The following is a 12,541-nucleotide window of genomic DNA, read 5'->3' as shown; positions in this document are numbered from 1 at the left end:
GCCGAAATGGGCTTCATCATTGTTCAGCAGTTACTCTTTTCTTCATAGGACGTATAGCTTTTGGCAAACACATACTAAATAATTTCGTTCCGTTGAATTATCAGCAATTTTTAGCTTGCGCAGGCGCTTTTATGATAAGGTACAGGTTTATGCCACACACGGCAGACGTAAGGTTCCTGGCATATGGCGACGACATAGCCCAAATGCTTGAGAACTCAATGCTGGCAATGCTCGATACGCAAGCCGACATACGTGCCATAGGCAGGGACGTAAGGGCGGGAAAATTGGTATCAAAAACCATTGAAGTAAGCGAAAGCGCTAGCAGCGAGAGGGACCTGCTTTGGTATATACTGCAAAGGGTCTTGTCGGAACTGGATGCAATTAGTGCATACGGCTATGGAGTTGAGAAGATAAAGGTAACGAAATCGGGAGATAGATTCGGCGTTTCTGCAAATATTTTATATGTCGACGAGGAGGTAAAGTATTCGAGGATATATGTAAAAGGAGTCTCCGGATATACGCTAGAAGTCAAAAAAATCGGAGGCCACTACAGGTCGAGTGTCGTGATAGACATATGAATTCGCGTGTGCAATGAAAGAAGCGCGATTTGCCCAAGGTTATAGATAAGCCAGGAACGGGATTTTCGCGTAGGTTTCGAACCCGTCTTCGCCGCTCTGCAGGCGGCTGCATAGCCTATCTGCCATCCTGGCAATTTATATCGCGCCCCTTTTCAAAAGCACAGGTAAGGTTGCTACCTTATGCTTAATATTCTTTCCTTAGCAAATTAATAATGTTTATGGTGTTTAGATGGCGACATTAGACAGGATACCAAAAAGCGTAATTACGCAGGTGCCGATTTTCGAAGCAGATACTGCAATGACCAAGGTTCTGCCAGCAGTTCACAAGAATCCTGCCGTGTTGATAAACAACAAGGGTGAATTCTATGGCATTGTGGATTTCAGGAGCGTGCACAGGGAGTCAAAAAGCCTGAAAATGAACAAGAATACTCCAGTCCTAAAATATGCCGTTAAAGTGCCTAAGATAATGCACACTACATCATTGGACGATGCAGTATTTTATTTTTACAGAAGCAGGAGAAACGCGCTTCCTTATCTGGACGAAGACAAGGTAGTAGGGGTTCTGGACAGATTCACGCTTATGAAGATGCTGCTTTCCACCGACTCGATCAAGGACATGAAGTGCAGCGATATAATGACATCTCCCGCGCTCGGAATCGACTCAAAGGCGAGCATAGCACAGGCGAGCAGCGCCATGGCAGACAGAAATGTGAACAGGCTTCTGGTTCTGGACAATGGAAAGCTTGCAGGGCTAATAACAAGGCACGATCTCATATCGAAGATGACAGTCATAGATGAAAGGTATCCCGACATGAAATCAAGGCGTTACAGCCCTTCGAACATAACCATAGAAAGCATAATGGAAAAGTCTCCGGTGAGCATAGACGCAAAGGACGATGTCAGAAATGCCGTCAGGAATTTCGTGAACCGCTCCATATCTTCATTGGTGGTGACGAGCAACGGTGTGCCGTCCGGCATACTTACGATATCTGACGTACTTGCCGCGCTGATAGCGAAGCGCAAGACCTTCGAGAACAGGATAATAATATCCGGAATAGACAGGGATACCTACGAATACGAATATGAAATAAAGGAGCAGTCTAACGCATTCATAGAAAAAGTTGAAAAGTTCAGAAAGGTTAATATCAATTATATAGCCATAAATGTTAAGAAGCTCAAGAACAGCAGGTATGAGATAAACGCAAGGGCAAGCATAGAAAGGTACGGAATGGTGGAAGTCAGGCTTACCGATTTCATGCTTGACAGGACGTTTGCAAAGGTTCTGGAAACGCTGATGGAAGCGATAAAGAAGAAAAAGGACAAATTAGAAAAGAAGAAGTACGAAAGAGTAGAAAGTGTATAAATGGGAAAGGAGCGCAGAAAAAGCAAGAAGGGTCAATCGAGCCTAGAACTGCTCATAACGCTGTCCTTTGGGCTCATCATACTGCTTCCAATAGTCGTGCTTGCATTCATACAGATAGCGACATCCACTTCCACACTAGCCACAACAGAGGCGCAGGAAGCTGCCAGCAAGCTGGCAAGCGTGGCAGCGGTAGTTGGTGCACAGGGATTCCCGGCAAAACAGCTTACATTGCTGCAGGTTCCTCCGGACGTGGCAGATATATATGTAGGTACCGAGAGCGGAGGAATAGGGCATGAAGTCGTGTTCGTAGTGCGTACTACAGCGGGAGCCAGCTACGTAACGGCATATAGCCCGGTCAACGTTACGGGATATCTTGGAAGCCTCACTTCCCAGGGGACTTATCTGGTAAACGTAACTTCGTATAATTCATGCCCCAGCGACAGATTCGTTCCGTGCGTGGAGATGCAGCCTTCGTGAAGCTATACATAAAACTTAAATAAGTTATTTTTTCATAATGAGATGTAAGTTGGTGCTATGGTAGCCGGTGGTTATTTCCAAACAGCATAATCGCAGGACCAGCCGAAGGCATTTGGCATGCATCTGATTTTTCAGGTTTTTATAAGAGCGCAGTTTTTATTGCGCTGGATATGACTCGTCACGATTTCAAGGTGTTTTAATGAGAATATTACAGCTAGACGTGAAAAGCATCGATTACGAGCTGATAGCTCCAGAAGCGTCGGAATACGAGAAAAGCGATGAGAAGTCGGCGCACATAGACAATGCGCTGGTGCTCCTTACGACCATAGAAAAGGGAGACAACAGCGAAGTGGCAAAGAAAGCGATCGAAGATGCACTGGCATTCGCCAAGAAGCAGAAGCTCGAAAAGCTGGTGCTGTACCCGTTCGCACACCTTGGAGACAATCTTGAAGAGCCAAAAAAGGCAATGGAGATATTCAAAGACATGCGAGCAATCATAGACGGCTCTGGAGTAGAAGGAGTTTATGCCCCATTCGGCTGGAACAAGAAATGGCGCATAGAGATAAAGGGGCATCCGCTGGCTGAACAGTCAAAGCATTACGGCATGAAAGGAGAAGAGCACAAAGGAGAAAAGCGCAGGAAACTTGATCTTTCGATAGTCAAGAAGAGCGACTGGGTAGGGCTTCCTGAAGCAGACCACAGGAGCATAGGGGAATCGATGGACCTATACAGCTATCAGGAAGTTTCTCCGTCGATGGTCTACTGGCACCCCCATGGGCTCATAATATACAGGGAGCTAAAGAATTTCATACGCGAGATAGAGGCGCTTTACGACTACAATGAGATAAGCACCCCCGCATTGGCCAACGTGGCCCTGTGGCACGTAAGCGGCCACATAGACTATTATAGGGAAAACATGTTTATAGTGGATGAAAACGGCGAAGAGCTCGGGCTCAAGCCGATGAATTGCCCGTCTACGATACTTATATACAAGTCGAGGAGATGGAGCTACAAGGAGCTGCCGTTCAGGACCGCGATATTCGACAAGCTGTACAGAAGGGAGGTAAGCGGAGCGCTTAGCGGGCTTTTCAGGGTCCAGGAGCTTACCCAGGATGACGGCCACATATTTGTCAGCAAAGAAAAAGTGGGCAGCGAAATATCCACCATGCTTGAGTTTGTCAAAAAGGTTTACGGGGTATTCGGGCTTAAGTATCACGCAAAACTCTCGACCATGCCAGACGAGCACCTTGGCGACGTAGCGCTTTGGGAGGATGCCCAGAACGCCATAAGAAGCGCACTCGAAAAGAACAGCCTTGAATACGAAGTAAAGGAGAAGGAGGGCGCATTCTACGGGCCGAAGATAGACTTCGACATAGAAGATTCGCAGGGAAGGCTCTGGCAGTGCGCCACCATACAGGTGGATTACCAGCTGCCCATGAGGTTCGGGATAACTTATACCGGAGAAGATGGAAAAGAGCACACCCCAGTGATAATACACAGGGCAGTGCTGGGAAGCATAGAGAGGTTCACTGCGATAATGGTTGAGCACTATGGAGGCAAGCTGCCGCTGTGGCTCTCTCCCGTGCAGGTGCGTGTGATATCCCTATCCGAATCAAGCAATGCCTACGCTGAGAGCGTTTACAAGAGGCTAAAAGAATCGAAGCTAAGGGCGGAAATTGACATATCGGACAAGAAACTGGAAAAGAAGATACGCGAAGCACAGCTGGCGCGCACCCCTTACATGGTAATAGTTGGGCCAAAGGAGCAGGAGAAGAACACCGTGTCGATTAGGATGCGCAGCGGAAAGCAGGAAAACGGACTTGCGCTGGAGGCAGTCATAGATTCTATGAAGAAGGAAGTGGAGCAAAGGAGAAACGAATAAGCTTCAGAGGCTTACCGAATATATGTGCCTGTAGAGCTTTTTCCCTTTTTTCACTCCGTACAGCTTGTACGATACCTTGGGCTTTATCGTCTTGTGCAGCATGAAGTATCCTGTGACCAGCTTCTTGTCGCTGACGTACATGTCTATGCCGTTTCCCATCTCTGCTGTTTTGCTTACGAAGGCGTTGCCCTTTTCTAGAAATCGCGAAAAGCTGTCCAGGAAGCCTGCAACCTTATGCTCTGAACCGCGCACCTGCACTATTGCCTCGTAGTAGCCGGCGCTTTTCCTGTAGCAGCTCGGGCACATCTCTTTGGTGAACCTTACGTCGACTTCATAGTTGAACCTTACTGTGCCCTCGTTTAGCTCGCATTCGATGCGAAGAAGAGCAATCCTTCTCATTTCGTCGAACTCCTTGAGCTTTATCTTGCAATTTGGAGCATGCATCTGCTGCGCTATTGCGTCAGCCATGGCTTCATCGGTGTATTGCGTAAAGCCCTTGCTGTCCCTTATCGATCCACAGACTCTGCAGCGGCGCACCTTGACCACTTTAGGCAGCGTGGCTTTTATCTTGTCCGCAACGCAGAACTCGCAGAACTCGCCTATGAAGCGCGCTTCTTCGCTTGACCTGTTGCAGGTCGGGCAGTATTTTATCATTTATACCAATTTTAGTTCGCATAGTGCCTGCTGACTATGGCGCCGTAAGCCGGCCTTGTCACTAGAACACCCATCAGGGCACCTATTATCGTGGACTCGGAAAATCCTATTACTTCGACAAGCGATGTTGAGAAGAACAGCGGCAGCATTGCTATTATCAGCAAGAGCGCATCGGCCCACACTATATAGAACGCGTTGCCCAATATGCTCTTCGAGCTTTCGCTTGTGTTTTTCCTTGAGAGTATTTCGTCGGTTATTATTATCTGTGCGTCTACTCCTGTTCCTACGACGGCTATCATTCCGGCGAATGCCGAAAGGTCTATCGTTCCGACCAGGCCTATCACTGATATTATTATGAACAGCTCGAGCAGCGTTGTAATCAGGATCGGGCCTACAAGGAAAACCCTCCTGTACCTTATGACTATGAATATTGATACCAAGACTATAGCGGTTATTAGGGCTATTATGCTTATGTCGAGCGAGCTCTTTCCAAGCGTTGGCGGTATTGAAGTCGGCGTTCCGACTATTACCTGAACAGGAAGAGCTCCGCCGGTAAGTATGCTCGCTATTGTCTTCGAAGTGTTGGTCGCGTAGTTTAGCTTCTGCGCATATGCGAGCGTGGTTGGCGCCGCACCGGATATCTCGTAGCTGTCTCCGACGCTACCGTTGGTTATTGACGGATTAAGCTCAGGAGATGAAAGCAGCCCTATCAGGGGCCATGTATTGAGCGAGAAATTCCCTACAGATACTTCAGTGAATGATGGCGTCATATTGGCCTTGCTTTCCAGCTTGACAGTGTAATTCAACGACTTTGCGTAGCTTATCAGCGATGATGGGAGATTGTCGCTGGCGAAAATCTGCGTGTACGATCTCTTGCTCACGTTTATGTAGCTTTCCGCTGCGCTTATGCTAGCATTGTTGTTGTAGACGACTATAAGCGGAATCGGCTGCTTGTTGTACGCCAAAGCGTTCTTCATTGCGGCTTCTGCTTCTGATGCCGAAACCCCTGCCGAGGCGTTGCCCAGCATTGAACTGTTTAGAAGTATGATTGTACCTGATGGCCTGTCCAAAAACATGTAAAGCGGCTTGTTTGCCTGGCCGAAAACCGCCTTCGCAAACGACGTGGCTGCGGTTTGTGTTATGAAGAACGAAACCTGCCATCCTACCGTATTATTTATTGTAGTGGGAGGCACTATGCCTATGCTTCCTGGAAGTATGCTGCTGCCGTTTATCGCCTGTATGCCGTTGACTATCCCAAGAAAGTGGCCCTGGCTGTCGATTATCGATGCCGTCTTGTTTATTTCAGTGCTTGATACGCTTGGCAAAGTCACGTATACTTCGTCGCTGCCTACTCCCTCTACGGTCACCTGCTTAAGTCCGAACGTCGATACCCTCTGCTGTATTGTGGATATTATGCTGCTCATTTCCGTTGCGTTCACGCTCTGCTCAAGCGTCACAGGTATTTGCGTACCGCCGATGAATTCTATTCCAAAATGCAATCCGTAATGTACGTCAAGCAACGCCAGGGCTAGAAAAACTATTACTAGCACTATTATGCGCTTGTCCGTTATGTAGCTATTCTTGACGTTCATTTTGGCTCCCTGCTTGATTTATACCACACTATCATCACTGTGTTCCCGAACCAAGTCGTGAATATGTCGCCTATCAGGCCGAAGAGCGCGACTCCTGCTATTTCTATGTATGTAGGTATGTAGAACACATAAGCTATGATAAACAGCGTAGCGAAAGATATTATCGCCGCTGCAGTCATTGTGGTTCCGGTTTTCATTGTTGAGAATGCCCTGTGCGTGACTGTGTCCTCGCTCCTTTTAAGTATCCTTATGGAAGACAGCATTTCCGTGTCTATTGAATATCCTATGAGCATTAGCAAGCCACCGACTGATGCCAGGCCCATCGGTATGCCGAAGGCACCCATGGCTCCCAGGGCTATCAATATGTCGTTGCCTGCGCCAAATACCACCGCAAGTGACGGTATCGGTATCCTGAACACCGCAAAGACCGCGATCGCTATGATTACGAATGACGCAATTATTATCTGTATCATATGGTTCAGGAAGAAGGCTCCGAGAGTTGGAGTAACCTCTTCATATGAATATGAAGTGAATGGCACTACTAACCTCATACCAGATATTACTTTGGATTTGTAAGCGCTTGAAGAAGCGGAATAGGCATCCTTGCCAACAGCGAGCATTCCGGCAGCATTGCTGGAATTATATGAGTATGCAGATGAATTTGCACTTATGAATGGCGAAAGCAGAGCCAGCTCGGCACCAAGGTCCGTGCTCATTTTTGACAGTGATGCAGTGACATTTGCCTGCGCAGATGCAAGCTCTGACTTTAGCGTGGAGTTGCTGGGATCGGACTTTAGCCCAGTAGAAGCCGAGACCAGATTGAGCTCTGCAGATGAGTATGCATTATAGTCAGAGTATAAGGCCAACAGCTTGTCGTTTGCGTCAACTATGCTGGAATTTTCAGGTATTGTTACTGAAGCAGTATACACTGCACCCACCCTAGACACCGAAGCAGTAGCACCGGGTATTACGGATGCCATAGACGAGGTAAGCCCCCTGGTGGTTATGGCATTGGTCGTAGAGAACTGTACGGTTATGCCCCCGGCCAGTGACGAATCGTATCTTATGTGAGGTATGAACACTAGGCTTATCAAAAGCAAAGCTATAGGTATGAGTATGAATAGCTTGTATCGTTTGGCCTCGTAGAAATTAAAGTTCAAGCAAATCAGTTTTAAAGTTTATACAGTAATTTTTAGTAGTTGTTTCAATTGACAGATTTATTTATTGGCAAATATTATAAATACTACACGATTGGTAGTGCTAGCGGTTCTACACAGCTTTTTCATTAAGATGCAATTATAAATGGAAATATAAAGGAAAAGAAAAAACAAAAAGGCACAAGGCCATTATGGCCTTATGCGTATCTCTTCATTAGCTTCAGGTGAAGTGATGTGCTGAATCCGTATACTATCACAAATATAGCAAGCACCATTATTGCAAGCCCGAAGAATGCTGATACTGGCATGCCCGCAGGGACCAGCGTGTACAGCAGTACCCCGAAAACGAATATGTATATGCTCCAATATATTGCCCTGAATATCGACCAGCCCGAATGTTTCTCGTTATAGTGCAAGCGCCTGGCGTACTCCATGCTTGGGTCCAGCGTCACTATAATTTTTTCCTGTTTTTTCTCAGCCATTTTTACACCTTGAATTGTCAATAAATATATTGAGCGAATATTTAAAAAGATGACGCAGTTTTATATTTATGCTTAAGGCTTGCAAAATCTCTCTTTTGGGTTTTTCAGCTTAGGGTTTTGGGGTTTGTGGTGCCTTTGAAACTGGCAGCGCTGAAAACCGCATAATTATGGTTAATCCTTTGGATAGTGTTCTATTGATTTGCCGTTCCAGAATCCAATGCGTGCCTTTTCTATGCTCTGTGATGGCATCTGTTCGAGCCCAGCCCTTGAATATATGGATTCCAGCGCCGTAGAGCTTATGCGCGTTACAGGATTCCTTGACCTGAGCGAGCAAGCATCCTTGTATGGCATTATAGAAAGGTCATATATGCCAAGCTCCTTTGACTTTGTTATTATCTCCTGCTTGTCAAAGCCCAGCAGCGGCCTGAAAATAAGATAGTGTATGTTCTGCGACGTAGCAGCAAGGTTTTCAGCTGTCTGAGATGATACCTGCCCAAGGCTCTCTCCCGTAACTATGACCTTGGCTTTCTCCATTTCGGATATGATCTGCGCGGTTTCGTATATGAATTTTTTGAATAGTACCACTTCGTATTTCTGCTGCTCTTTCATGGCAGATATCTGGAAAAGATGCACTGGAACTGCATACACCTTTGCCCTTGGATAATATTTCAGCAATAAATTCAGAATCTTTGGCATCTTCGTATCGTAAAACTCTTTGATGCTGCCATAGGCATAGAAGTGAATGTATATTGGTTCCAATCCTCGCTTGAGCGCATAGTACGCAGCTACTGGTGAGTCTATGCCTCCGGATAGCAGGACTACGGCCCTGCCGGATGTGCCCACTGGAAGACCACCGAGGCCCTTTCGCTTCTTGCTGTGCACTATGCAGAAATCCTCCAGAACGTCTATATAAAGCCTTTTTTCCCCGAGTTTCTCTGGAACGAACTTGAGCTCTGCCTGCCTTTTTATGAAATTTGAGACTATGTCCTTTGATGTCATTGGCCCCTTTTTGCTGGACCTGTGCGGCTCTATCTTTACATTCTCGCCCGCATTGAAAAATGAGTTGGCTACGGAGATCATTGAATCCATATCAGTTCCAGATTTCATGAAGGGCGCGAACCACGATATGCCGAAAACGTTAGAGAGCACACCCATGCATATGACGATATCCTCGTTGGATTGGACTTCAAGCATGAGCCTGTCGCGCATCTTGACAAGCTTTGATTTGTATTCATCAGGAAGGGCAAGCTTTATGTTGCGCAGCAGCGCGCTTATGAAATCGTGCCTGTTCCTGCCCTTTAGCCACAGCTCGCCGAAGTGTATGACTATTCCTTCATATCTTTGCATTTCGGGCATGGTTACACAGGAGAACATTTTTGCATTGAAAATATTTAAGGCGAATGCAATGGCATTGGTGCAGCATGTTTTTAATACTGCGCAGCTAAAAATAAATATACAGCGTGCTATTTATAAGCGCAGTTATAGCATTATCGGTATTTGCATGGACATGAACGTAGTTAAAAGGCTTCGCAGCTTTTGGACGAATTCGAGGCATATCATCAACATAAGCTACAGGCCCAAGAACGATGAATTCAAGAAGACTGCCAAGGTCATAATAATAGGCATACTTATAGTGGGAGTGCTTGGTCTTATTCTCGGAATAATAATATCCCTTGCCATAGCGGGAAACCTTTCCCTAATATGATTTCATGGAAGTAAAGATAGACTTCACCAAAAGCGCGCAGGACAACGCCAACGATTACTATGTGAGGTCCAAAAGGCTGGCGCACAAGGCAGAGGGCGCAAAGCGCAGCATTGAAGAACTGGAAAAAAGGCTCAAATCTGAAAAGGACTCCTTCAAAGAACGCAGCAGCAAGGCAGCAGTGAAAAAGGTAAGGAAACGAGAATGGTACGAGAAATTCCACTGGTTCAATACCGATGAAGGATTGCTTGCAATAGGAGGGCGCGATGCGAAGCAGAACGAGAAGCTTAATTCTGATTACTTTGAGGAAGAAGACCTGTTTTTCCACGCAGACATATTCGGTGCTTCTGTTGTCATACTCAAAAACGGATCTTCAGCTGCGCAGAAAGCCAAGGAGGAAGCGGCACAGTTTGCAGCAAGCTATTCGAGCGCATGGGACAACATGCAGAGGAGCGTAGACGTATACTGCATGAAAAGGGAGCAGGTAAGCAAGGCGACTTCCAAGGGCTCAATAGGGACCGGGAGCTTTTTGCTGAGCGGCGAGCGCGAGTGGTTCCGCAACACGCAATTGGGTTTGACAGCATTTGTAGAAGATGATAAGCTATATGTGGTACCTGAAAAGGCAATGGAACGGCTAAAGCCCAAAAAATACGTTGTTATATCGCAGGGCAAGGATAAGAAGAGCGACGCAGCAAAGAAGATTGCGCATGAACTAGACGATTACGACGACCTCGACTACATAATGCAGCAGATACCTGCGGGGCCTTTCAGCATAGAGATTGGAAAGGATTGATTTTTGCGCGTATGCCTTCGTATAAAGTGAATCAGCCAATTATCACAGATCCCAAGCTGACGCTTGGCATTACTCCGCTGGGTGGATAGGCACGGACACGAACCCACTGAACATTAAAAGTTACAGTATTTCCACTAGAGCCATCATCAGAAGCTTGAATTAATGGAGAGAAAGAATTGGTAGTTGAGCCTGTAACTGTTTTACTGGCAATTAAAGAATATGAAGGATAATTAAGCGTATTAAATATAAAAGTCCCTGAAGCAAGTATCTGTTGTGACATTACATTATAATCAGAAGAAGATGAAGGAGCCGGAAGTGTCCCTAAGATAGAGATAGTTTCAGCAGGTAACATTATGTTTGCTATGTTTGCGCCTATAGATGATAAGGTATAATACCCGTAATCGCCTTCCCCTAAAATTTCAGTAATAGCGCCGTCATTATCGTCTGCAATACTTGTCTGTCCTTGTTCCCACCAATACATTCTTCCTCTGGTATCATCAAAGTTTGAAGTTCCATACATATTAAACAGTGCTTCAAAAACAACATTGGATGATTGAGAGAAATATTGATTACCGACAATCCAAGCCCCTCCTGCAGATGAGCTTGAATATGTTAAAGTAATACCATTGTTTACTGTTATAGTCCCCCCATTTGACGTTCCACTTGTCCATTTGTTTGTATTTAAGCTCGTTCCTTTGAAGTCGCTGTAAAAGTTGAACACACTCGCCCCATCGTCGTATTCGGCGTATGATGGCGAAAGCTGAGGAGCTTCACCGATGCCTGTTGTGCCACTGCTTGAGAGCAGGTTTGTGGTCTTCGGAGCAAAGCCAAGGTATACGGTTATGCTGTTTGAGGCAGGAATCCCGTTCGCGAGATTCAGCCAAACTGTCAATGTGCCACTGCTGTTGCTCTCTATCCACGCAGGTATAACGGAACCTCCGCTGGCGAAGAATTCGAAATTTGCAGAGACGCCGTTGTATGAGATATAGTTTGAATAGTCTGATTCAGGGATCTGCACTTCCTGCTGGAAGGGTGCTGGAGTGGCTGTGCTCTGCGAGTTTGTTATTACGACATTTGCATAATCCGTTACTCCCGAAGGCAAAATTGTAGTTGTTGTAGATGTGGAGGTTGTGGAAGTGGTTGTTAATGTAGTTGTAGATGTGGAAGTTGTAGTTTTTGTTGAAGTGCTGGTAGAAGAAATTGACGTAGTGGCTGAACTTGGTTTCAATCCCTTCATCGTCACGGTTGCGAGTTCGGACATTAGGCCAGAATAGCTTGCTTCGTCGTACTGTGCCCATATATATCCGCTGGTTGTTGAACTGGAAGACAGTATGGTAAATGAATAGGTTTTGGGTGCGCCGCTTCGTATGTTTCCTGCAGCAACCGAAGGATATCCAGAGCAGGAAGAAGGCTCTGACACTCCGTCAGGAACAAAGCAAAGGACAACGTTTGTCCATGGCACACCTGTGGCCTCGCCTATCGTAGCAGTAAAGGTAGTTCCATACGCTATCGGCGAGCTGCATAAGAAGCCGGAATTTGCAATGCACGTGGTCCCTATGAGAGAACCAGAACTGAAAATACCAAGAGAGAACAAAGCTGCAAGAACAATAGCTATTATCAATATTGCCCAGCCGTATGTCATAAGGTATTCCATTGCACTTTGTGCTTTGTGCGAAGTGGTTTTTCCCATTCAACCAGGTAGATTTATTTAGATATTAATAAATTTATTATTGCAGGGAGAGAGATTTGAACTCTCGAACCCTCTACGGGAACGGGCCCTAAACCCGTCGCATTTGGCCAGGCTCTGCCATCCCTGCACTGCTCTATGTGTATAGCTTTATTTTATTTACCTTTTAATAAA

The 12,541-nt window shown here is 46.1% G+C and carries 12 protein-coding genes and 1 tRNA gene; 6 read left to right on the top strand and 7 right to left on the bottom strand.

Annotated features, from left to right (window positions below):
• Nucleotides 1-131: 131 nt before the first annotated feature.
• From Micr_RS01910 to thrS, 4 genes are all read left to right on the top strand, one after another.
• Nucleotides 132-578 carry an archease gene (locus Micr_RS01910; RefSeq protein WP_203134969.1) on the top strand — a complete coding sequence of 149 codons (447 nt, stop codon included), beginning with the start codon at nucleotides 132-134 and terminating at the stop codon, nucleotides 576-578.
• A 229-nt stretch (nucleotides 579-807) separates the two neighbouring features.
• Complete coding sequence (locus Micr_RS01905; protein WP_203134968.1) at nucleotides 808-1,941, top strand: CBS domain-containing protein; 1,134 nt, start codon at nucleotides 808-810, stop codon at nucleotides 1,939-1,941.
• Nucleotides 1,942-2,418, top strand: a complete 477-nt coding sequence (locus Micr_RS01900; RefSeq protein WP_203134967.1) for a hypothetical protein — start codon at nucleotides 1,942-1,944, stop codon at nucleotides 2,416-2,418.
• 199 nt (nucleotides 2,419-2,617) lie between these two features.
• Entirely contained in the window at nucleotides 2,618-4,300 is a 1,683-nt protein-coding gene (gene thrS, locus Micr_RS01895; protein ID WP_203134966.1) for a threonine--tRNA ligase, read from the top strand.
• A 3-nt stretch (nucleotides 4,301-4,303) separates the two neighbouring features.
• On the opposite strand, the gene Micr_RS01890 is transcribed toward thrS, so the two are convergent.
• The 5 genes from Micr_RS01890 to Micr_RS01870 all read right to left on the bottom strand — a co-directional run bounded on the left by Micr_RS01890 (nucleotide 4,304) and on the right by Micr_RS01870 (nucleotide 9,541).
• Nucleotides 4,304-4,954, bottom strand: coding sequence for an NMD3-related protein (locus Micr_RS01890; RefSeq protein WP_203134965.1), 651 nt, complete (start codon nucleotides 4,952-4,954; stop codon nucleotides 4,304-4,306).
• An 11-nt stretch (nucleotides 4,955-4,965) separates the two neighbouring features.
• On the bottom strand, nucleotides 4,966-6,546 hold the full coding sequence (locus Micr_RS01885) for a hypothetical protein (protein ID WP_203134964.1): 1,581 nt from the start codon (nucleotides 6,544-6,546) through the stop codon (nucleotides 4,966-4,968).
• Entirely contained in the window at nucleotides 6,543-7,706 is a 1,164-nt protein-coding gene (locus tag Micr_RS01880; RefSeq protein WP_203134963.1) for a hypothetical protein, read from the bottom strand. The genes Micr_RS01885 and Micr_RS01880 overlap by 4 nt, the downstream gene beginning before the upstream one ends.
• 194 nt (nucleotides 7,707-7,900) lie before the next feature.
• The gene (locus Micr_RS01875) at nucleotides 7,901-8,185 is read right to left on the bottom strand and encodes a hypothetical protein (protein ID WP_203134962.1); all 285 of its coding nucleotides are present in this window, start codon (nucleotides 8,183-8,185) and stop codon (nucleotides 7,901-7,903) included.
• A 171-nt stretch (nucleotides 8,186-8,356) separates the two neighbouring features.
• Entirely contained in the window at nucleotides 8,357-9,541 is a 1,185-nt protein-coding gene (locus tag Micr_RS01870; protein WP_203134961.1) for a tRNA sulfurtransferase, read from the bottom strand.
• A 145-nt stretch (nucleotides 9,542-9,686) separates the two neighbouring features.
• Between Micr_RS01870 and Micr_RS01865 the strand changes: the two genes are divergently transcribed.
• Together Micr_RS01865 and Micr_RS01860 are read left to right on the top strand one after the other, a co-directional pair.
• The gene (locus Micr_RS01865; protein WP_203134960.1) at nucleotides 9,687-9,890 is read left to right on the top strand and encodes a protein translocase SEC61 complex subunit gamma; all 204 of its coding nucleotides are present in this window, start codon (nucleotides 9,687-9,689) and stop codon (nucleotides 9,888-9,890) included.
• A gap of 4 nt (nucleotides 9,891-9,894) precedes the next feature.
• Nucleotides 9,895-10,680 (top strand): NFACT RNA binding domain-containing protein, encoded by a 786-nt coding sequence (locus Micr_RS01860; protein WP_203134959.1) that lies wholly within the window; start codon nucleotides 9,895-9,897, stop codon nucleotides 10,678-10,680.
• A 31-nt stretch (nucleotides 10,681-10,711) separates the two neighbouring features.
• On the opposite strand, the gene Micr_RS01855 is transcribed toward Micr_RS01860, so the two are convergent.
• Complete coding sequence (locus Micr_RS01855; protein ID WP_226803571.1) at nucleotides 10,712-12,370, bottom strand: hypothetical protein; 1,659 nt, start codon at nucleotides 12,368-12,370, stop codon at nucleotides 10,712-10,714.
• A gap of 41 nt (nucleotides 12,371-12,411) precedes the next feature.
• Nucleotides 12,412-12,497: transfer RNA gene (locus Micr_RS01850), tRNA-Leu, on the bottom strand.
• Between the last annotated feature and the right edge of the window lie 44 nt (nucleotides 12,498-12,541).

It is taken from the genome of Candidatus Micrarchaeum sp., from assembly GCF_016806735.1.
Lineage (GTDB): Archaea > Micrarchaeota > Micrarchaeia > Micrarchaeales > Micrarchaeaceae > Micrarchaeum_A > Micrarchaeum_A acidiphilum_A.
Note: the sequence above shows the minus strand (reverse complement) of the source record. Positions and strands in the feature narration are given on the sequence as shown.